This is a genomic window from Escherichia sp. E14S1, from assembly GCF_004211995.1.
In the GTDB taxonomy this organism is placed as follows: Bacteria; Pseudomonadota; Gammaproteobacteria; order Enterobacterales; family Enterobacteriaceae; genus Escherichia.
The window spans coordinates 228,486-249,045 of sequence record NZ_RHJQ01000006.1 but is presented as its reverse complement, the minus strand read 5'-3'; the positions used below and the strand labels follow the sequence as shown (position 1 = coordinate 249,045).

Genomic DNA, 20,560 nt, shown 5'->3' with positions numbered 1-20,560 from the left:
AAAATAATTTTCCGAATGCGCGTTTTTTCAGCAAAACACCTGTGAGCGTGCCATAAAACAAGCAATTTGCCGTTTTTGCAACCGCAATCACACTTCCAGGTGGCATACTAAAGAGGAATAAAAAAAAAAGGAAGATAAGTAATGCCTTTAAGCGCACAACAGTTAGCTGCACAGAAAAACCTTTCATATGTTCTGGCTGAGAAGCTGGCACAACGAATCTTAAAAGGTGAATACGCACCTGGCACCATTTTGCCGGGTGAAATTGAACTGGGTGAGCAATTTGGTGTGAGTCGTACTGCGGTACGCGAAGCGGTCAAGACGTTAACGGCAAAGGGGATGGTTTTACCGCGTCCACGAATTGGTACTCGGGTCATGCCACAATCCAACTGGAACTTTCTTGATCAGGAATTACTCACCTGGTGGATGACAGAAGAGAACTTTCATCAGGTCATTGATCACTTTTTGGTTATGCGTATCTGTCTGGAGCCGCAAGCCTGTTTACTGGCTGCAACGGTAGGAACAGCAGAACAGAAGGCGCATCTCAACACGCTAATGGCCGAAATGGTCGCATTAAAAGATAACTTTCGCCGAGAACGTTGGGTTGAGGTCGATATGGCCTGGCATGAGCACATCTATGAAATGAGCGCCAATCCGTTTTTGACCTCTTTCGCCTCGCTATTCCATTCGGTTTATCACACTTACTTCACGTCAATAACCAGTGACACCGTGATAAAGCTGGATCTGCACCAGGCGATCGTCGATGCGATTATCCAAAGCGATGGCAACGCGGCATTTAAGGCTTGTCAGGCGCTACTACACACTCAGGATAAGTGATAACCAGACAAAGGGACATTGAATGAGCGAGAAAACGAAGCGCAGTATGGCGGGTTTGCCATGGATTGCGGCGATGGCTTTCTTCATGCAGGCACTTGATGCCACTATCCTGAATACAGCCCTACCCGATATCGCTCATAGTCTTAATCGCTCCCCCCTCGCTATGCAATCGGCCATCATCAGTTACACGCTGACGGTGGCGATGCTTATTCCGGTCAGCGGATGGCTGGCCGATCGCTTCGGCACACGCCGCGTTTTCACCATTGCCGTTAGCTTGTTCACGTTGGGTTCTCTGGCCTGCGCACTCTCAAACTCGCTGCCACAACTGGTTGTCTTCCGTGTTATTCAGGGGATAGGCGGCGCAATGATGATGCCGGTCGCTCGCCTGGCGTTACTGCGCGCATACCCACGCAATGAACTCCTCCCGGTACTGAATTTTGTCGCCATGCCGGGTCTGGTAGGGCCGATTTTAGGGCCCGTTCTTGGGGGCATGTTAGTCACGTGGGCAACATGGCACTGGATCTTTTTAATCAATATTCCCATTGGTATTGCGGGCCTTCTTTACGCTCGCAAACATATGCCCAACTTCACCACAGCACGTCGAAAATTTGATATCACTGGTTTCTTACTGTTTGGTCTTAGCCTTGTGCTCTTCTCAAGTGGAATAGAGCTGTTTGGTGAGAAAATTGTTGAAACCTGGATAGCCTTGACGGTCATTGTGGCCAGCATAGTGTTACTGCTTCTCTATATCCTCCATGCGCGACGAACGCCAAACCCATTAATTTCATTAAATTTATTTAAAACCCGCACTTTCTCGATCGGTATCGTAGGCAATATTGCAACCCGTCTGGGGACCGGCTGTGTACCGTTCCTTATGCCATTGATGTTACAGGTAGGATTTGGTTATCAGGCGTTTATTGCTGGCTGCATGATGGCACCGATAGCGTTAGGCTCCATTATTGCGAAATCGATGGTTACGCAGGTTTTACGGCGTCTGGGCTATCGCCATACGTTAGTGGGAATTACGGTGATTATTGGTTTGATGATCGCCCAGTTCTCATTGCAATCTCCGGCAATGGCGATCTGGATGCTAATTTTGCCGTTGTTTATTTTAGGGATGGCGATGTCGACGCAATTTACCGCGATGAATACCATAACACTTGCCGATCTGACCGATGACAACGCCAGCAGTGGTAATAGCGTTCTGGCTGTCACGCAACAGTTGTCGATCAGTTTAGGTGTAGCCGTTAGCGCAGCCGTTCTTCGCGTTTACGAAGGGATGGAAGGTACGACGATTGTTGAACAATTCCACTATACGTTTATTACGATGGGGATGATTACGGTTGCTTCAGCAGCGATGTTCATGCTCCTGAAGGCAACTGATGGTAATAATTTGATTAAACGCCAGCAAAAATCTAAGCCGAGCCGCGCGCCATCAGAATCGGAGTAAGTTGTAATCGTTGTTGCTGTAAGGTTGGCTGCGCCATTCGGTGGATGAGTACATCAATCGCCAGCTCTCCCAATTCATCTTTCGGTTGATGGATAGTGGTGAGCGGTGGCGTCATATAACGTGCCAGTTCAATATCGTCATAACCAATCACCGCGATATCCTGCGGGACATGCAATCCAGCCTGGTACAACGCCTGGTAAACACCCACTGCCATTGCGTCATTTCCGGTAAAGACCGCCTGAGGACGCAGAGGATGTGATAACAGCTGTCGCATCGCGTCAAACCCGCCGTTAAATTCAAAATCGCCAGTCACTTCATAGCCATCGGGAATGTCGAGGCCAGCACGTTTCATCGCCGCCCGATAACCTTCCAGCCGCAATCGTGCAGGCGTTTTATCCAGAGGCCCGGTAATACAGGCGATACGAGTATGACCTTTGTCGATCAGATATTGCGTCGCTAAATCGCCTCCCAGCAACGAGTTATCCTGAATAAGATCGCTGTCGCCATCGAACGGCGCCCAGTCCATCATCACGGTAGGCACCGTCGGATAACGTTGCATGATTTCACGCGAAGGCTGATGCGTTTCGGTGCAGAGTAACAGCAGGCCATCAACACGCTTTTGCATCAACGTTTCCAGATTACGATTCATTCGCTGCTCATCGCCTTCGGTATTACAAAGGACAAGACTATAACCGCGCTCGAAGCAGCTGCGTTCAACACCACGCACCAGTTCTGAATAGAAAGGATTGGTACTGGCAGTGATCAACATGCCAATGGTATGTGTTTGATTGAGTTTGAGGCTACGCGCCAGAGCTGATGGCGCGTAATTGAGTTCTTTAATCGCCGCTTCAACTTTGCCGGTAATCGCTTCACTGACGAAGCGATCTTTATTGATGACGTGAGAAACTGTTGAGGTAGAAACGCCCGCCAGGCGGGCAACATCTTTCATTGTAGCCAAGCGTCACCTCTGCCTGTCTAAAAATGCGTCGATCTCTTCACGCCACGGTACGGAAGGTTGTGCGCCTTTACGTGTTACGGCAATCGCAGCGGCGGCATGGGCAAAACGAATCGCCTCTGGCAATGGTTTTTCTTCCAGCAACGCCGTGATTAACGCGCCGTTAAAGGTATCTCCGGCAGCAATGGTATCGACAGCCTGCACCCGGAATCCAGGAACGCGCTGACCTTCACCATTCACGCTAGCCCATACACCACGACTTCCTAAAGTAATCAGTACAGTACGGATACCTTTTTCATGCAGAACCTGCGCCGCCTTCGCCGCATCTTCATCATTTTCAACACGAATACCGGTGAGCTTTCCTGCTTCCGTTTCGTTTGGCGTAATAATGTCCACCAGCGCCAACAGTTCGTCAGGAAGTTCGCGAGCCGGGGCCGGGTTAAGCGCAACGATAGTCTTATTTTGATGGGCAATTTTCGCTGCTGCCATCACACTTTCGAGTGGTGATTCCAGCTGCATTAATAATGCTGAGGCATTCGCAATACGCTCGCGTTGTGCTTCTACCAGCACAGGGGAAAGGGCAGCGTTAGCACCGGAATGAATACCGATGACGTTCTCGCCTTCACTATTAACAAAAATCAGCGCCACACCTGTTGATTCACCTTTGATCACGCTTACAGGTGAAATATCAATGTTATCAGTAGCGAGCTGCTGACGTACGCTCTCGCCAATACTGTCATCGCCCGTGCAGGCTATAAACGAGATATTCGCGCCGCTACGCCCTGCTGCCACCGCCTGATTCGCGCCTTTGCCGCCAAATGCGACTTGATAGTGGTTACCGGTTACGGTTTCGCCTGGAGTAGGAAAAGATTGAAGATTAAGGATATGGTCAGCATTAATGCTGCCAAGAACAACGAGGCTGCCTGCGTTTTGCATATTCGGGATGTCCATAAAATGCGCCACCGGGTTAGGGTGGCGCGTGCCCTGCTTTTCTTTATATTACACGTTCATCTGTCGATGACGTATTGATGCCACTATCAGGTTATAAAACCTGACTAAGACTACTGCTTAACAACCAGTTTCAGATCAACCGGATATTTCGCCTGAACTTTTTCGCCTTTCAGAACTTTGTCCGCGGTTTCGACACCTTTCGCGCCAATCTGATCGGGTAACTGAGCGATAGTCGCTGCCAGTTTGCCATCATTTACTGCTTTTTCGCCATCAGGTGTACCGTCAAATCCGACGACCATCACATCCGATTTACCAGCAGTTTGCAGCGCACGCAGTGCGCCCAGCGCCATTTCATCATTCTGCGCGAACACTGCCTGCACATCCGGATGAGCGGTCAACAGGTTCTGCATTACGTTCAAACCTTTGGTACGGTCGAAGTCTGCCGGCTGGCTGGCAAGGACGTTAAATTTGTGAGCAGCAACAGCCTGCTGGAAGCCTTCGCCACGTTCACGGGCTGCGGATGTACCGGCAATGCCTTGCAGCTCGATAACTTTGGCACCTTCGCCCGCTTTCTTCGCGATGTAATCACCGGCGATTTTGCCGCCCAGTACGTTATCAGAAGCAATGTGGCTCACCACTTCGCCTTTCGTGGCCTGACGGTCAAGGGTGATAACCGGGATGTTAGCCTGGTTTGCCATCTTCACGGCGTTACCCACCGCATCGGAGTCGGTTGGGTTAATCAGCAGAATTTTGGTGCCGCGAACGGTTAAGTCCTGCACGTTCGCCAGCTCTTTCGCCGGGTTGTTCTGGGAGTCCAGCACCACCAGGTTATAGCCGAGTTTATCCGCCTCTTTCTGCGCGCCATCTTTCAGCGATACAAAGAACGGGTTATTGAGTGTGGAAACCACCAGCGCAATGGTGTCTTTTGCCATTGCATTCGCACTAACGGTGGCGCTTAGCGCAACAGCAGAAACCAGGGTAGCCAGTTTTTTCATGTTCATATTCAAGATGTCCTGTAGTCGTTATTACTGCTTTTTGTTGTCTACCAGCACCGCCAGCAAAATCACCACAGCTTTGACGATCATCTGGTAATAGGAGGAAACACCTAACAAATTCAATCCATTATTAAGGAAGCCAAGAATTAATGCGCCGATCAACGTCCCAACAATGCGACCTTTTCCGCCCGCCAGACTCGTACCGCCCAGAACCACCGCCGCAATAGCATCCAGCTCATAGCCAGTCCCCGCCGTGGGTTGTGCGGAGGAGAGGCGCGCCACTTCAATGATCCCGGCCAGCGATGCCAGCAGACCACAAAGAGAATAGACGATGATTTTGATTTTATTGACGTTGATACCAGAAAGACGCGTTGCCGCTTCGTTGCCGCCCAGCGCGTAGATGTAACGCCCCAGACGCGTGTGATGCAGCATGTACCAGGCCGCGAGGAAGACAATCCCCATGATCCAGACTGGCGTCGGTACGCCCAGCGGACGACCAATACCAAACCAGCCAAACAGATCGGCGTTCTCAGTAAAGCCGGTATTCACTGGGCTACCGTTGGTATAAACCATGGTCACGCCGCGCAGCAATAACATCATCACGAGGGTAGCGATAAACGCCTGGACGCGGCCTTTCGCCACAATCACCCCTGTTACCGCACCAATTGCGGCACCTAATGCCAGTGCGGCAGCGACAGCCACCAGCGCATTGACTTCAATGCCGACGATAGACGCAGCAACTGCGCCAGTCAGCGCCAACAGAGAACCGACGGACAGGTCGATGCCCGACGTCAGGATCACCAGCGTCATGCCGACCGCCATAATGGCGTTCACCGAGGTTTGCTGGAGAATATTGAATAAGTTATTGATGGTGAAAAAGTTCGGGCTTAACGTCGAGACAATCGCGATCAGCACCAGCAGAGCGATAAGCGATTTCTGCTCCATCAGCCACGCTTTCGTGAAATAACGGCGACCAGAAACAGTCTGGGTTGTCATTTTTTTACTCCTGATTCACGCGATTAAGCTTGCCCACAGCGGCAGCCATTAACACTTCCTGGGTGGCTTGCTCACGAGTAAATTCCCCGCTGAGATGCCCTTCATGCATGACGATGATGCGATCGCTCATGCCTAATACTTCTGGCATCTCTGATGACACCAGAATGATGCTCAAGCCATCGGCTTTGAACTGGTTGATCAGTTGATAGATCTCTTTTTTCGCGCCGACATCTACACCACGGGTAGGTTCATCAAGGATAAGTACTTTCGGGCGCGTCATCAGACCGCGGGCAATCGCCACTTTTTGCTGATTGCCACCGGAGAGCAGGCCAATTGCCTGTTCCATTGACGGCGTTTTCACATTGAACAGGCGAATAAAATCACTCACTGCCTGTTGTTCATCGGCATGCTTCAAACTGCCGCCAGTACGGCTGAAGTAGCGCAGCGCAGTCAGCGACATATTTTCTTTTACTGACATGCCCAGTACTAAACCGTCGCGTTTACGGTCTTCAGAGATATACACAATGCCGTTTGCCAGGCCATCCTGCGGTGAACGAGTAATAACTTCATGCCCATCCAGCGTGACATAACCGCTGGTGCGCGGCAGTGCGCCATAGAGCACTTTCATTAATTCGGTACGCCCCGCGCCCATCAAACCAGAGACGCCAAGGATTTCGCCATTGCGTAGGGTAAAAGAGACGTTGTTAACACCAGGCCCGCAGAGATTATCGACTTTCAGGCGGATATCTCCCGGCGCTTTGTCCAGGTGTGGATACTGCTCTTCCAGCTTGCGGCCCACCATCATCTCAATCAGCGAATCTTCGGTCAGTGATGCCACTTCACGCTCGGCAATAAATTGCCCGTCACGAAAAATGGTAACGTCATCGCAAATCTCGAAGATTTCTTTCATGCGGTGGGAGATATAGACAATGCCGCGCCCTTGCGATTTCAGCTCGCGAATGACGCGGAACAGGGATTCGGTTTCGGTATCAGTCAGCGCATCTGTCGGTTCATCCATAATGATGACTTTCGACTCAAAGCTCAGCACTTTGGCAATTTCAACCATTTGCTGGTCACCGATGGAAAGATCGCCCACCAGCTTGTCGCTTTTAAAGCGCAGGTTAAGTTTAGCCAGCAATTTATCCGCTTCGGCATACATGGTTTTCCAGTCAATTTTGCCAAAGCGATTAACAAACTCACGACCGAGGAAAATGTTTTCGGCAATGGTCAACTGCGGGATCAGGTTCAGCTCCTGGTGGATAATCCCAATCCCGGCTTCCTGGGAAGATTTCGGCCCGGTAAATGTCGTTTCTTTCCCCAGCCATAAAAGCGTACCGGCATCGCGAGTATAGATACCGGTAAGCACTTTCATCATGGTGGATTTACCCGCGCCGTTTTCGCCTACCAGCGCCATCACGCGGCCCGGATAGACATTTAACGCGGCGCCCGAGAGGGCTTTTACGCCCGGAAAGGCTTTATCAATGCCTTTAAGCTGTAGTAATGCTTCCATGACGACCTCAGAACGTCACGCCAGCACAGAGAATGATATTCGCATACGGAGAACATTCTCCGCTGCGAATTACCGCCTGACTTTCTGCGGTTAGTTGTTTGAATTGTTCATGCGTGGTGTAACGAATTTCAATGGTGTTTCCCTGGTGTTGTTGCAGCTGCTCAAGGTGAGTGAGCAACGTTTCGTGGAGTTGCGGATTATGTTGTTTGATCTCTTCCGCGATAATGGCTGCCTCAACCTGCATTTCACTCGTAACAACTCCCAGTACCTGCATAAAAGAAGGTACGCCCTGGGTTAATGCCACATCGATACGCGTTGTACTTTTTGGGATGGGTAAACCAGCATCACACACCACCAGCGTATCGGTATGCCCCAGACGGGAGATCACCGACGAAATATCAGAATTAAGAACGGTGCCTTTTTTCATTTTTTTCTCCATCAGCGAAACGTTTCGCTGACCAGCAGTTTAATCCTGACTGAACAGAGAAAACCATCGCAACGTTACTGAAATGTGATCAACATCGAAACGTTTTACATCGTGATTAAGCATGAAAAACAAAAACGCCTCCTTTATGGAGAAAGGAGGCGTCTGGCGTTAGATTTCGACCTGAGTACCTAGTTCAATAACCCTGTTTGGTGGGATTTCAAACTGATCTGGTGCACGCAGTGCATTACGCTGCAACAGCAAGTACAGTTTGCCACGCAAACGTAAGTACCACGGGCGTTTGCCGAGGATCAACGACTCATGGGACATAAAGAAGGAGGTTTCCATCATCCGGCAACTTAAGCCTTCCAGGCCACAGCGGTGGAAGACTTCTTCCACGTTTGGCGTTTCCCGCCAGCCGTAACTTGCCACCACGCGCCAGAAAGTGGGCGACAGTTGTTCAATCTGTACCCGACGGACGTTATGGACATATGGCGCGTCTTCGGTACGCAGAGTTAACAGAATCACCCGCTCATGCAATACCTTGTTATGTTTAAGGTTATGCATCAGCGCAAAGGGAATGACGTTGATTGCACGCGACATGTACACCGCGGTTCCGGGAACGCGAACGGGCGGTGATTTCTCCAGCGAAGCAATCATCGCTTCCAGAGAATTACCATGTTCATGCATCCGTCGCAGCAGGCGGAAACGCTCGCTCTTCCAGGTGGTCATCACGATAAACATCACCGTACCGAGGCTCAATGGCAACCAGCCGCCGGAGAGCAGTTTATCGAGGTTAGCGGTGAACAATGGAATATCGACACAAAGGAAGGCTATCAGGATCAGCGCAACAAAATACTTATTCCAGTGCCAGTTCTGACGCGCCACGGTAGTCGAAAGAATAGACGTCAGTACCATCGTTCCGGTCACCGCAATCCCATACGCCGCCGCCAGGTTACTGGAGTGCTCAAAGCTGACAATCACAATCACGACCGCGACATAGAGCATCCAGTTCACAAACGGAATATAGATTTGCCCTGACTCCCTTTCGGAGGTGTGAATGATACGCATCGGCGAAAGATATCCCAGACGTACCGCCTGACGCGTCAATGAGAAAACGCCAGAGATAACTGCCTGCGAGGCAATCACCGTTGCCAGTGCAGCGATGATCAGCAGCGGGATTAGCGCCCAATCCGGTGCTAACAGGAAGAACGGGTTCTTAATCGCTTCCGGGTTCTTTAACAACAGCGCTCCCTGGCCGAAGTAGTTAAGGGTTAAGGAAGGCAAGACGACAGTGAACCACGCCAGGCGAATCGGGAACTTACCAAAATGCCCCATATCAGCATACAGTGCCTCGACTCCGGTAATCGACAGCACCACCGCCCCTAATGCAATAAAAGAAACCGTTTTGTATTCAAGGAAGAAATGCACCGCCCACATCGGATTCAGCGCATGCAGCACTTCCGGGTTAGCAATAATGCTACGTAACCCCAACCCTGCCAGAATCAAAAACCAGGTCAGCATGATCGGCGCAAACAGCTTACCGACCATAGCAGTGCCATGTTTTTGAATCATAAACAGTAAAGTAAGAACGATGATTGAGAGGGGAACTATCCAGGTATCCAGTTGCGGGGCGACGATTTCCAGACCTTCAATGGCAGACATCACCGAAATGGCGGGTGTTATGACGACTTCGCCATAGAAAAAGCTGCCACCGATTAGCCCCATAATCACCAGCATTGATGTGGTTCGCGCCGACGTATTACGCCCGGCAAGCGACATCAACGTCAGGATCCCCCCTTCACCGGCGTTATCCGCGCGCATCACGAAGGTAAGGTATTTGATGGAAACCACAAAGATTAGCAGCCAGAAGATCAGCGATAAAAAGCCAAACACGGCATCGCGTTCAACGCCAAAACCAAACTGGCCGGACAAACATTCACGAAGTGTATATAACGGGCTGGTACCAATATCGCCGTAGACAACGCCAATCGCCGCGAGGGTTATCGCGGGCAACGATTGCTTATTATCAGTGCTCATAGACTAGTCTTTCGTTGAAATATGAAATGTGTGCGTAGTCCCTTGGCCCACAAAAAAGCGCTCAGTATGCACGATTAACGGCAAAATCGTACTCCTAAATGCGGCCACATTAACCTGGCTCAAAGAAAAATATCCCTTCTTTGAGACTATTTTTGCCACCAGCAAGAAACGTCTATACTCGCAATTTACGCAGAACTTTTGACGAAAGGACGCCACTTCATTATGGCTCACCCTCATTTATTAGCGGAAAGAATTTCCCGCCTGAGCAGCGCGCTGGAAAAGGGGCTTTATGAACGTAGCCACGCCATCCGCCTGTGTTTGTTAGCGGCATTAAGTGGTGAAAGCGTGTTCCTGCTTGGCCCCCCAGGTATTGCTAAAAGTCTGATCGCCCGTCGCTTAAAATTCGCCTTCCAGAATGCGCGCGATTTTGAATATCTGATGACCCGCTTCTCCACCCCGGAAGAAGTTTTTGGCCCCCTTTCCATTCAGGCGTTAAAAGATGAGGGACGCTATGAACGCTTAACCAGCGGTTACCTGCCGGAAGCAGAAATCGTCTTTCTGGATGAAATCTGGAAAGCTGGCCCGGCAATTCTTAATACCCTGCTAACCGCTATTAACGAACGTCAATTCCGTAACGGTGCTCATGTCGAAAAAATCCCGATGCGCTTGCTCGTGGCGGCCTCCAACGAGCTGCCGGAAGCAGACAGCAGTCTGGAAGCGTTATATGACCGCATGCTGATTCGTCTGTGGTTAGATAAAGTGCAGGATAAAGCGAATTTCCGCTCCATGCTGACCAGCCAACAAGATGAAAATAATAATCCGGTTCCTGCCGCCTTGCAGGTCACTGATGAAGAATATGAACGCTGGCAAAAAGAGATTAGTGAAATTACGCTGCCCGATCATGTATTTGAGCTGATTTTTATGCTGCGCCAGCAACTGGATAAATTACCGGATGCGCCTTACGTCTCCGATCGTCGCTGGAAAAAAGCGATCCGCTTATTGCAGGCCAGCGCTTTTTTTAGTGGTCGCAGTGCTGTTGCCCCGGTTGATCTTATCTTGCTGAAAGATTGCCTGTGGTATGACGCGCAAAGCCTGAATTTGATTCAACAACAAATTGATTTATTGATGACCGGTCATGCCTGGCAACAGCAAGGGATGTTAACCCGCCTGGGCGCGATTGTGCAACGTCGTCTGCAACTCCAGCAGCAACAAAGTGATAAAACAGCCTTAACGGTAATTCGTCTGGGCGGCATTTTCAGCCGTCGTCAGCAGTATCAGCTTCCTGTCAACGTTACAGCTTCCAATCTGACTCTGCTGCTGCAAAAACCGTTAAAACTGCATGATATGGAAGTAGTTCATATCTCCTTTGAGCGTAGCGCGCTGGAACAGTGGCTGAGCAAAGGTGGTGAAATTCGTGGCAAACTGAACGGTATCGGCTTTGCCCAGAAACTGAATCTGGAAGTTGATAGCGCCCAACATCTGGTTGTACGCGATGTAAGTTTACAAGGCAGTATGCTGGCGCTTCCCGGTTCATCGGCTGAAGGTCTACCAGATGAAATAAAACAACAACTGGAAGAGCTTGAAAGCGACTGGCGTAAGCAACACATTTTATTCAGCGAACAGCAAAAATGTCTGTTTATCCCTGGCGACTGGTTAGGTCGCATTGAAGCCAGCCTACAGGATGTCGGTGCCCAGATTCGCCAGGCGCAACAATGCTAACACTGGATACGCTCAATGTGATGCTGGCCGTCAGCGAAGAGGGATTGATCGAAGAGATGATCATCGCGCTGCTGGCCTCACCGCAGCTGGTGGTATTCTTTGAAAAATTCCCGCGCCTCAAGGCGGCAATCACCGATGATATTCCCCGCTGGCGTGAGGTGCTGCATAGCCGTCTGAAAGATACGCGTGTCCCGCCGGAACTCACTGAAGAGGTCATGTGCTATCAGCAAAGCCAGCTTCTCTCCACGCCGCAGTTTATTGTGCAGCTACCGCAGATTCTGGACTTACTGCATCGTCTGAATTCCCCGTGGGCCGAACAAGCCCGACAGCTGGTTGATGCTAACAGCACTATCACTCCGTCATTGCATACGCTTTTTCTCCAGCGTTGGCGCTTAAGCCTGATTGTGCAAGCGACGACCCTGAATCAGCAGTTATTAGAAGAAGAACGCGAACAACTGTTGAGCGAAGTTCAGGAACGCATGACATTAAGCGGACAGCTCGAACCAGTTCTGGCAGATAACAACACCGCAGCCGGTCGTCTGTGGGATATGAGCGCCGGTCAGCTTAAACGCGGCGACTATCAGTTGATTGTGAAATACGGGGAATTTCTTAACGAACAGCCGGAACTGAAACGTCTGGCGGAACAGCTGGGACGTTCGCGGGAGGCCAAATCAATACCCCGCAACGATGCGCAGATGGAAACCTTCCGCACCATGGTGCGCGAACCGGCAACCGTTCCTGAGCAGGTTGATGGCCTGCAACAAAGCGATGATATTTTACGCCTTCTGCCGCCGGAACTGGCGACACTGGGCATCACTGAACTGGAATATGAATTTTATCGTCGGCTGGTGGAAAAACAGTTGCTCACCTATCGTCTGCACGGTGAATCATGGCGTGAAAAAGTGATCGAACGCCCGGTGGTACATAAAGATTACGACGAACAACCGCGTGGACCGTTTATTGTCTGCGTAGATACTTCCGGCTCAATGGGCGGTTTTAATGAGCAGTGTGCGAAAGCGTTCTGCCTGGCCTTGATGCGCATAGCCCTCGCTGAAAATCGACGCTGCTATATTATGTTATTTTCCACCGAGATCGTCCGTTACGAGCTTTCAGGCCCACAAGGTCTTGAACAAGCGATCCGCTTTTTAAGTCAGCAGTTTCGTGGCGGCACCGATCTGGCCAGTTGTTTTCGCGCCATTATGGAACGCTTACAAAGTCGGGAATGGTTTGACGCTGATGCGGTGGTGATTTCTGATTTTATCGCCCAGCGGTTGCCTGACGATGTGACGAGTAAAGTGAAAGAGTTGCAGCGGGTACATCAGCATCGCTTTCACGCCGTGGCGATGTCAGCACACGGCAAACCCGGCATCATGCGCATTTTCGATCATATCTGGCGCTTTGATACCGGGATGCGAAGCCGCCTGCTCAGACGCTGGCGGCGATAAACGATTACAGCAGAGAAGGGACGCTCTCACGAACAGCTGCCGGCCATACACCACACTGAACCTGGCCAATATGCGGCAGTTGCAGCAGCAGCATGGTCAAACGAGACTGGCCAATACCGCCACCGATGGTCTGCGGCATTTCACCACGCAGCAGCGCCTGATGCCATTCCAGCTGCAGACGATCTTCATCACCAGTCAGCGCCAGTTGATGCTTCAGCGTGTCGGCATCCACGCGGATCCCCATGGAAGAAAGCTCAAACGCATCTTCCAGTACTGGGTTCCATACCAGAATATCGCCGTTCAGACCCGCATGGCCCAGCTCTGACGGGGTGCTCCAGTCATCATAATCCGGTGCGCGCACGTCGTGGCGATGACCATCGCTCAGCTTGCCACCAATCCCTACGAGGAATACCGCGCCAAGATCTTTCGCAATCGCCCGCTCACGCCCTTTGGCATCGAGATCCGGATAACGAGACAGTAACTCCTGGCTGTGTACGAAGTGGATCTGATCCGGCAGGAACGGTGCCAGACCAAACTCTTCGCTAACAGCAGCTTCGGTTGCTTTAATTCCCGCCCAGATCGCCTCTACTGTGCTTTTCAGAGTGGAGAATTGACGCTCACCGTCGCCCATTACGCGTTCCCAGTCCCACTGGTCAACATAGACCGAGTGCAGCGGGGAAAGACGGTCTTCATCGGGGCGAAGGGCTTTCATGTGCGTGTACAGCCCTTCGCCCACGCTGAAGTCGTGTTGCCCTAATGTCTGACGTTTCCACTTCGCCAGTGAATGAACCACTTCGAACTGGGCATCAGGCAGAGCTTTCACTTTTACCTGTACCGCTTTTTCACAGCCCGACAAGTTATCCTGCGTACCATCCCCCACACGGCTAAGAATCGGCGCCTGGACTTCAATCAGCCCTAAGCGTTCTTCCAGTTGACGAGAAAAGTGAGATTTCACGAAGCTAATTTGACGTTGTTTGGCAATGTAAGCGGTTTTCATTTTTTATACTCCTGCGTCCTGTTGCTTATGATTAAGCAACAAAAACCGACACACATGCAATAATCATTCAATAAAAAGCCAAACTCATTTTTGATTCGTTAAAAAAGAAGGCTAAAATAGAACAAATCATCAATACACATAAGAAAATCCTATGGAAAATTATCTGATCGACAATCTGGACCGCGGCATCCTGGAAGCATTAATGGGCAATGCACGCACCGCTTACGCCGAACTGGCGAAACAATTTGGCGTAAGCCCGGGGACGATTCACGTTCGTGTAGAGAAAATGAAGCAGGCGGGGATCATTACCGGCGCCCGTATCGACGTCAGCCCAAAACAGCTCGGTTATGACGTAGGCTGTTTTATCGGCATTATCCTGAAGAGCGCAAAAGACTATCCTTCCGCGCTGGCAAAGCTGGAAAGTCTCGACGAAGTCACCGAAGCCTATTACACCACCGGCCACTACAGCATCTTTATAAAAGTAATGTGCCGCTCGATCGACGCCCTCCAGCATGTACTTATCAACAAGATCCAAACAATTGATGAAATTCAGTCCACTGAGACACTGATCGTCCTGCAGAACCCGATCATGCGCACCATCAAGCCATGATCAGCTTTTTTAATCCCATACTTTTCCACAGGTAGATCCCAGCGCGTTCACAGCGTACAATACGCCACTCTTAATAAAGGTGGCGGTTTATGGCAGATATCACTCTTATCAGCGGCAGCACCCTGGGCGGTGCCGAATATGTAGCAGAACACCTGGCTGAAAAGCTGGAAGAGGCGGGTTTTACCACCGAAACGCTGCACGGTCCGCTGTTAGAAGATTTATCTGCCTCTGGGATCTGGCTGGTTATCAGCTCAACCCACGGTGCCGGAGACATTCCGGACAACCTTTCTCCTTTCTATGAAGCATTGCAGGAACAAAAGCCCGATCTTTCTGCGGTGCGCTTTGGCGCAATCGGTATTGGCAGTCGTGAATACGACACTTTTTGTGGGGCCATAGATAAACTCGAGGCAGAACTCAAAAATTCCGGTGCAAAACAGATTGGTGAAACACTGAAGATCAACATCCTTGATCACGACATTCCGGAAGATCCGGCAGAAGAATGGCTGGGATCGTGGATTAATTTACTCAAATAAGTATACAGATCGTGCGATCTACTGTGGATAACTCTGTCAGGAAGCTTGGATCAACCGGTAGTTATCCAAAGAACAACTGTTGTTCAGTTTTTGAGTTGTGTATAACCCCTCATTCTGATCCCAGCTTATACTGTCCAGGATCACCGATCATTCACAGTTAATGATCCTTTCCAGGTTGTTGATCTTAAAAGCCGGATCCTTGTTATCCACAGGGCAGTGCGATCCTAATAAGAGATCACAATAGAACAGATCTCTAAATAAATAGATCTTCTTTTTAATACCCAGGATCCCGGGTCTTTCTCAAGCCGACAAAGTTGAGTAGAATCCACGGCCCGGGCTTCAATCCATTTTCATACCGCGTTATGCGAGGCAATCACCATGTTTTATCCGGATCCTTTTGACGTCATCATCATTGGCGGGGGTCATGCAGGCACCGAGGCCGCGATGGCCGCGGCGCGTATGGGTCAACAGACTCTGCTTTTGACACACAATATCGACACTCTGGGGCAGATGAGCTGCAACCCGGCGATCGGCGGTATTGGGAAGGGACATCTGGTAAAAGAAGTGGATGCACTCGGCGGTCTGATGGCGAAAGCGATCGATCAGGCGGGTATCCAGTTTAGGATACTAAACGCCAGCAAAGGGCCGGCGGTTCGCGCCACCCGAGCTCAGGCGGATCGCGTGCTCTATCGTCAGGCAGTACGTACTGCGCTGGAGAACCAACCGAACCTGATGATCTTCCAGCAGGCGGTTGAAGATCTTATTGTCGAAAACGATCGCGTGGTCGGTGCTGTTACCCAAATGGGACTGAAGTTCCGTGCCAAAGCCGTCGTGCTCACCGTTGGGACGTTCCTCGACGGTAAAATTCATATCGGTCTGGATAATTACAGCGGTGGCCGTGCTGGTGATCCGCCATCCATTCCGCTTTCTCGCCGTTTGCGTGAACTGCCGCTGCGCGTTGGTCGTCTGAAAACCGGGACGCCGCCGCGTATCGATGCGCGCACTATCGACTTCAGCGTGCTGGCGCAACAGCATGGCGATAACCCAATGCCGGTATTCTCGTTCATGGGCAATGCGGCCCAGCATCCCCAGCAGGTTCCGTGTTATATCACCCATACCAACGAGAAAACCCATGATGTGATCCGCAGTAACCTCGATCGCAGCCCAATGTACGCAGGGGTGATCGAAGGTGTTGGCCCACGCTACTGCCCGTCGATCGAAGACAAAGTCATGCGCTTTGCCGACAGAAATCAGCATCAGATCTTCCTTGAACCGGAAGGGCTGACGTCTAACGAAATTTATCCGAACGGTATCTCCACCAGCCTGCCGTTCGATGTGCAGATGCAAATCGTCCGCTCCATGCAGGGGATGGAAAATGCGAAGATCGTGCGTCCTGGTTATGCTATCGAATATGACTTCTTCGATCCGCGTGACCTGAAACCAACGCTGGAGAGTAAGTTTATCCAGGGCCTGTTCTTTGCTGGTCAGATTAACGGCACTACCGGTTATGAAGAAGCCGCTGCGCAAGGTTTGCTGGCCGGTCTTAACGCTGCCCGTCTGTCTGCTGACAAAGAAGGTTGGGCTCCGGCGCGTTCTCAGGCGTATCTCGGCGTACTGGTTGATGACCTGTGCACTTTAGGAACCAAAGAACCGTACCGTATGTTTACCTCCCGCGCAGAATATCGTCTGATGCTGCGCGAAGATAACGCGGATCTGCGTTTGACTGAAATCGGTCGTGAACTGGGTCTGGTAGATGACGAACGCTGGGCGCGCTTTAACGAGAAGCTTGAGAACATCGAGCGTGAGCGTCAGCGCCTGAAGTCAACTTGGGTAACGCCGTCAGCGGAAGCTGCAGCCGAAGTGAATGCTCACCTGACTGCGCCGCTTTCCCGTGAAGCCAGCGGTGAAGATCTGCTGCGTCGTCCGGAAATGACTTATGAAAAATTAACCACGCTGACGCCGTTTTCCCCTGCGTTGACAGACGAACAGGCGGCGGAACAGGTTGAGATTCAGGTTAAATACGAAGGTTATATTGCGCGCCAGCAAGATGAGATCGAAAAGCAACAGCGTAACGAGAACACGCTGCTGCCTGCGACGCTGGATTACCGCCAGGTATCCGGTCTGTCTAACGAAGTGATCGCCAAACTTAACGATCACAAACCGGCCTCTATCGGTCAGGCTTCGCGTATTTCTGGCGTTACGCCTGCGGCCATCTCCATTCTTCTGGTGTGGCTGAAAAAACAGGGTATGCTGCGTCGTAGCGCATAACGCATTAAAAATGCCAGGTAAGCACCCGCTTACCTGGCAACGCATCAAGAACAGGTAATCACCGTGCTCAACAAACTCTCTTCACTGCTGAAAGACGCAGGAATTTCGCTTACCGATCACCAGAAAAATCAGCTTATTGCCTACGTAAATATGCTGCATAAATGGAATAAAGCGTACAACCTGACCTCGGTCCGCGATCCTAACGAGATGCTGGTACGCCATATTCTCGACAGCATTGTCGTTGCTCCATATCTGCAAGGTGAGCGTTTTATTGATGTGGGAACCGGACCGGGGTTGCCTGGCATACCGCTTTCCATCGTGCGTCCTGAAGCCCATTTCACATTGCTGGATAGCCTTGGTAAACGCGTGCGTTTCCTCCGTCAGGTGCAACATGAGCTTAAACTGGAGAATATTGAGCCAGTACAAAGCAGGGTAGAAGAGTTTCCGTCAGAGCCACCATTTGATGGCGTAATTAGCCGCGCTTTTGCCTCTCTGAACGATATGGTGAGCTGGTGCCATCATCTTCCTGGTGAGCAAGGCCGTTTCTACGCGCTGAAAGGGCAAATGCCGGAAGATGAAATCGCTTTGTTGCCCGAAGAATATCAGGTTGAATCAGTGATTAAACTTCAGGTTCCAGCCCTGGATGGCGAACGTCATCTGGTGGTTATTAAAGCAAATAAAATTTAATTTTTATCAAAAAAATAATAAAAAATTGACCGGTTAGACTGTTAACAACAACCAGGTTTTCTACTGATATAACTGGTTACATTTAACGCCACGTTCACTATTTTGTATCAACAAAGTAACGTGGCTTTTTTTGGTAAGCAGAAAATAAGTCATTAGTGAAAATATCAGGCTGCTAAAAATCGGCGCTAAGAACCATAATTGTCTGTTAAAGTTTTATTAAGAATGTCAATGGGTGGTTTTTGTTGTGTAAATGCTATTTATGAAAAGAGTATCTGTTTTTAGACTTAAATATCAGAAGCTTGCAAAGGCATCATTTGCCAAGTAAATAAATATGCTACGGGTGAACATGCTCGATATGTGATCTGAAGCACGCTTTACCACTAGTGTTTACGCGTTATTTACAGTTTTTCATGATCCACCACGGTCAGCAGAAAAGTCGCAATTGTATGCACTGGAAAAATATTTAAACATTTATTCACCTTTTGGCTACTTATTGTTTGAAATCACGGGGGCGCACCGTATAATTTGACCGCTTTTTGATGCTTGACTCTAAGCCTTAAAGAAAGTTTTATACGACACGCGGCATACCTCGAAGGGAGCAGGAGTGAAAAACGTGATGTCTGTGTCGCTCTTGAGTCGAAACGTTGCTCGGAAGCTTCTGCTCGTTCAGTTACTGGTGGTGATAGCAAGTGGATTGCTGTTCAGCCTCAAAGACCCCTTCTGGGGCGTCTCTGCGTTAAGTGGAGGCCTGGCAGTCTTTCTGCCTAACGTTTTTTTTATGATATTTGCCTGGCGTCACCAGGCGCATACACCAGCGAAAGGCCGGGTGGCCTGGACGTTCGCATTTGGCGAAGCTTTCAAAGTTCTGGCTATGTTGGTGTTACTGGTGGTGGCGTTGGCTGTTTTAAAGGCGGTATTCTTGCCGCTGATCGTTACGTGGGTTTTGGTGCTGGTGGTTCAGATACTGGCACCGGCTGTAATTAACAACAAAGGGTAAAAGGCATCATGGCTTCAGAAAATATGACGCCGCAGGATTACATAGGACACCACCTGAATAACCTTCAGCTGGACCTGCGTACATTCTCGCTGGTGGATCCGCATAACCCCCCAGCCACCTTCTGGACAATTAATATTGACTCCATGTTCTTCTCGGTGGTGCTGGGTCTGTTGTTCCTGGTTTTATTCCGTAGCGTAGCCAAAAAGGCAACCAGCGGCGTGCCAGGTAAGTTTCAGACCGCGATTGAGCTGGTGATCGGCTTTGTTAATGGTAGCGTGAAAGACATGTACCATGGCAAAAGCAAGCTGATTGCTCCGCTGGCCCTGACGATCTTCGTCTGGGTGTTCCTGATGAACCTGATGGATTTACTGCCTATCGACCTGCTGCCGTACATTGCTGAACATGTACTGGGTCTGCCTGCACTGCGTGTGGTTCCGTCTGCGGACGTGAACGTAACACTGTCTATGGCACTGGGCGTATTTATCCTGATTCTGTTCTACAGCATCAAAATGAAAGGCATCGGCGGCTTCACGAAAGAGTTGACGCTGCAGCCGTTCAATCACTGGGCGTTCATTCCTGTCAACTTAATCCTTGAAGGGGTAAGCCTGCTGTCCAAACCAGTTTCACTCGGTTTGCGACTGTTCGGTAACATGTATGCCGGTGAGCTGATTTTCATTCTGATTGCTGGTCTGTTGCCGTGGTGGTCACAGTGGATCCTGAATGTGCCGTGGGCCATTTTCCACATCCTGATCATTACGCTGCAAGCCTTCATCTTCATGGTTCTGACGATCGTCTATCTGTCGATGGCGTCTGAAGAGCATTAATTTACCAACACTACTACGTTTTAACTGAAACAAACTGGAGACTGTCATGGAAAACCTGAATATGGATCTGCTGTACATGGCTGCCGCTGTGATGATGGGTCTGGCGGCAATCGGTGCTGCGATCGGTATCGGCATCCTCGGGGGTAAATTCCTGGAAGGCGCAGCGCGTCAACCTGATCTGATTCCTCTGCTGCGTACTCAGTTCTTTATCGTTATGGGTCTGGTGGATGCTATCCCGATGATCGCTGTAGGTCTGGGTCTGTACGTGATGTTCGCTGTCGCGTAGTAAGCGTTGCTTTTATTTAAAGAGCAATATCAGAACGTT

General features: G+C 50.3%; 19 protein-coding genes. 11 read left to right on the top strand and 8 right to left on the bottom strand.

The window, feature by feature from the left end; genetic code table 11:
- The first annotated feature begins 141 nt into the window (after positions 1 to 141).
- Both D9734_RS08770 and mdtD read left to right on the top strand, forming a co-directional pair.
- A complete protein-coding gene (locus tag D9734_RS08770) occupies positions 142 to 834 on the top strand; it encodes a FadR/GntR family transcriptional regulator (protein ID WP_130206848.1) in 693 nt (230 codons plus the stop codon).
- A 22-nt stretch (positions 835 to 856) separates the two neighbouring features.
- Positions 857 to 2,284: a multidrug transporter subunit MdtD gene (gene mdtD, locus D9734_RS08765; protein ID WP_130206846.1), complete on the top strand. Its 1,428-nt coding sequence runs from the start codon at positions 857 to 859 to the stop codon at positions 2,282 to 2,284.
- Here mdtD and rbsR read toward each other — a convergent pair.
- The 7 genes from rbsR to kup form a co-directional block, all read right to left on the bottom strand.
- Complete coding sequence (rbsR, locus tag D9734_RS08760) at positions 2,250 to 3,242, bottom strand: ribose operon transcriptional repressor RbsR (RefSeq protein ID WP_130206844.1); 993 nt, start codon at positions 3,240 to 3,242, stop codon at positions 2,250 to 2,252. The two genes, mdtD and rbsR, sit on opposite strands and share 35 nt — an antisense overlap.
- Positions 3,243 to 3,245: 3 nt before the next feature.
- Entirely contained in the window at positions 3,246 to 4,175 is a 930-nt protein-coding gene (gene rbsK / locus D9734_RS08755) for a ribokinase (protein ID WP_130206864.1), read from the bottom strand.
- Between the two features lie 125 nt (positions 4,176 to 4,300).
- Entirely contained in the window at positions 4,301 to 5,191 is an 891-nt protein-coding gene (gene rbsB / locus D9734_RS08750) for a ribose ABC transporter substrate-binding protein RbsB (protein ID WP_001056273.1), read from the bottom strand.
- A 24-nt stretch (positions 5,192 to 5,215) separates the two neighbouring features.
- Positions 5,216 to 6,181 carry a ribose ABC transporter permease gene (rbsC, locus tag D9734_RS08745; protein WP_000211858.1) on the bottom strand — a complete coding sequence of 322 codons (966 nt, stop codon included), beginning with the start codon at positions 6,179 to 6,181 and terminating at the stop codon, positions 5,216 to 5,218.
- Positions 6,182 to 6,185: 4 nt separating this feature from the next.
- Positions 6,186 to 7,691: a ribose ABC transporter ATP-binding protein RbsA gene (rbsA, locus tag D9734_RS08740; RefSeq protein WP_130206842.1), complete on the bottom strand. Its 1,506-nt coding sequence runs from the start codon at positions 7,689 to 7,691 to the stop codon at positions 6,186 to 6,188.
- A 7-nt stretch (positions 7,692 to 7,698) separates the two neighbouring features.
- Positions 7,699 to 8,118: a D-ribose pyranase gene (gene rbsD, locus D9734_RS08735; RefSeq protein WP_130206840.1), complete on the bottom strand. Its 420-nt coding sequence runs from the start codon at positions 8,116 to 8,118 to the stop codon at positions 7,699 to 7,701.
- 168 nt (positions 8,119 to 8,286) lie between these two features.
- The gene (gene kup, locus D9734_RS08730; protein WP_130206838.1) at positions 8,287 to 10,155 is read right to left on the bottom strand and encodes a low affinity potassium transporter Kup; all 1,869 of its coding nucleotides are present in this window, start codon (positions 10,153 to 10,155) and stop codon (positions 8,287 to 8,289) included.
- A 222-nt stretch (positions 10,156 to 10,377) separates the two neighbouring features.
- On the opposite strand from kup, the gene ravA reads away from it, so the two are divergent.
- On the top strand, positions 10,378 to 11,874 hold the full coding sequence (ravA, locus tag D9734_RS08725; RefSeq protein WP_130206836.1) for an ATPase RavA: 1,497 nt from the start codon (positions 10,378 to 10,380) through the stop codon (positions 11,872 to 11,874).
- Positions 11,868 to 13,319 carry an ATPase RavA stimulator ViaA gene (gene viaA, locus D9734_RS08720; RefSeq protein ID WP_130206834.1) on the top strand — a complete coding sequence of 484 codons (1,452 nt, stop codon included), beginning with the start codon at positions 11,868 to 11,870 and terminating at the stop codon, positions 13,317 to 13,319. Before ravA ends, viaA begins: the two co-directional genes overlap by 7 nt.
- A gap of 4 nt (positions 13,320 to 13,323) precedes the next feature.
- Here viaA and asnA read toward each other — a convergent pair whose 3' ends face one another.
- Positions 13,324 to 14,316 carry an aspartate--ammonia ligase gene (gene asnA, locus D9734_RS08715; protein ID WP_000845136.1) on the bottom strand — a complete coding sequence of 331 codons (993 nt, stop codon included), beginning with the start codon at positions 14,314 to 14,316 and terminating at the stop codon, positions 13,324 to 13,326.
- A 151-nt stretch (positions 14,317 to 14,467) separates the two neighbouring features.
- Between asnA and asnC the strand changes: the two genes are divergently transcribed.
- The 7 genes from asnC (at position 14,468) to atpE (ending at position 20,521) form a co-directional block, all read left to right on the top strand.
- Positions 14,468 to 14,926 carry a transcriptional regulator AsnC gene (gene asnC, locus D9734_RS08710; protein ID WP_000432970.1) on the top strand — a complete coding sequence of 153 codons (459 nt, stop codon included), beginning with the start codon at positions 14,468 to 14,470 and terminating at the stop codon, positions 14,924 to 14,926.
- An 89-nt stretch (positions 14,927 to 15,015) separates the two neighbouring features.
- On the top strand, positions 15,016 to 15,459 hold the full coding sequence (gene mioC / locus D9734_RS08705; protein WP_130206832.1) for an FMN-binding protein MioC: 444 nt from the start codon (positions 15,016 to 15,018) through the stop codon (positions 15,457 to 15,459).
- A 378-nt stretch (positions 15,460 to 15,837) separates the two neighbouring features.
- Entirely contained in the window at positions 15,838 to 17,727 is a 1,890-nt protein-coding gene (mnmG, locus tag D9734_RS08700) for a tRNA uridine-5-carboxymethylaminomethyl(34) synthesis enzyme MnmG (RefSeq protein ID WP_130206830.1), read from the top strand.
- 63 nt (positions 17,728 to 17,790) lie between these two features.
- A complete protein-coding gene (gene rsmG / locus D9734_RS08695; RefSeq protein WP_130206828.1) occupies positions 17,791 to 18,414 on the top strand; it encodes a 16S rRNA (guanine(527)-N(7))-methyltransferase RsmG in 624 nt (207 codons plus the stop codon).
- Positions 18,415 to 19,030: 616 nt separating this feature from the next.
- Positions 19,031 to 19,411: a F0F1 ATP synthase subunit I gene (atpI, locus tag D9734_RS08690; RefSeq protein WP_130206826.1), complete on the top strand. Its 381-nt coding sequence runs from the start codon at positions 19,031 to 19,033 to the stop codon at positions 19,409 to 19,411.
- A gap of 8 nt (positions 19,412 to 19,419) precedes the next feature.
- Positions 19,420 to 20,235 carry a F0F1 ATP synthase subunit A gene (atpB, locus tag D9734_RS08685; protein ID WP_000135618.1) on the top strand — a complete coding sequence of 272 codons (816 nt, stop codon included), beginning with the start codon at positions 19,420 to 19,422 and terminating at the stop codon, positions 20,233 to 20,235.
- Between the two features lie 46 nt (positions 20,236 to 20,281).
- Complete coding sequence (gene atpE / locus D9734_RS08680) at positions 20,282 to 20,521, top strand: F0F1 ATP synthase subunit C (RefSeq protein ID WP_000429386.1); 240 nt, start codon at positions 20,282 to 20,284, stop codon at positions 20,519 to 20,521.
- Positions 20,522 to 20,560 lie beyond the last annotated feature (39 nt).

Excerpts from the sequence above, each read along its gene's own strand:
- D9734_RS08770 (WP_130206848.1), top strand. The coding sequence starts at position 142 with ATGCCTTTAAGCGCACAACAGTTAGCTGCACAGAAAAACCTTTCATAT.
- mdtD (WP_130206846.1), top strand. The coding sequence starts at position 857 with ATGAGCGAGAAAACGAAGCGCAGTATGGCGGGTTTGCCATGGATTGCG.
- rbsK (WP_130206864.1), bottom strand. The coding sequence starts at position 4,175 with ATGCAAAACGCAGGCAGCCTCGTTGTTCTTGGCAGCATTAATGCTGAC.
- rbsB (WP_001056273.1), bottom strand. The coding sequence starts at position 5,191 with ATGAACATGAAAAAACTGGCTACCCTGGTTTCTGCTGTTGCGCTAAGC.
- rbsC (WP_000211858.1), bottom strand. The coding sequence starts at position 6,181 with ATGACAACCCAGACTGTTTCTGGTCGCCGTTATTTCACGAAAGCGTGG.
- rbsA (WP_130206842.1), bottom strand. The coding sequence starts at position 7,691 with ATGGAAGCATTACTACAGCTTAAAGGCATTGATAAAGCCTTTCCGGGC.
- rbsD (WP_130206840.1), bottom strand. The coding sequence starts at position 8,118 with ATGAAAAAAGGCACCGTTCTTAATTCTGATATTTCGTCGGTGATCTCC.
- kup (WP_130206838.1), bottom strand. The coding sequence starts at position 10,155 with ATGAGCACTGATAATAAGCAATCGTTGCCCGCGATAACCCTCGCGGCG.
- ravA (WP_130206836.1), top strand. The coding sequence starts at position 10,378 with ATGGCTCACCCTCATTTATTAGCGGAAAGAATTTCCCGCCTGAGCAGC.
- viaA (WP_130206834.1), top strand. The coding sequence starts at position 11,868 with ATGCTAACACTGGATACGCTCAATGTGATGCTGGCCGTCAGCGAAGAG.
- asnA (WP_000845136.1), bottom strand. The coding sequence starts at position 14,316 with ATGAAAACCGCTTACATTGCCAAACAACGTCAAATTAGCTTCGTGAAA.
- asnC (WP_000432970.1), top strand. The coding sequence starts at position 14,468 with ATGGAAAATTATCTGATCGACAATCTGGACCGCGGCATCCTGGAAGCA.
- mioC (WP_130206832.1), top strand. The coding sequence starts at position 15,016 with ATGGCAGATATCACTCTTATCAGCGGCAGCACCCTGGGCGGTGCCGAA.
- mnmG (WP_130206830.1), top strand. The coding sequence starts at position 15,838 with ATGTTTTATCCGGATCCTTTTGACGTCATCATCATTGGCGGGGGTCAT.
- atpI (WP_130206826.1), top strand. The coding sequence starts at position 19,031 with ATGTCTGTGTCGCTCTTGAGTCGAAACGTTGCTCGGAAGCTTCTGCTC.
- atpB (WP_000135618.1), top strand. The coding sequence starts at position 19,420 with ATGGCTTCAGAAAATATGACGCCGCAGGATTACATAGGACACCACCTG.
- atpE (WP_000429386.1), top strand. The coding sequence starts at position 20,282 with ATGGAAAACCTGAATATGGATCTGCTGTACATGGCTGCCGCTGTGATG.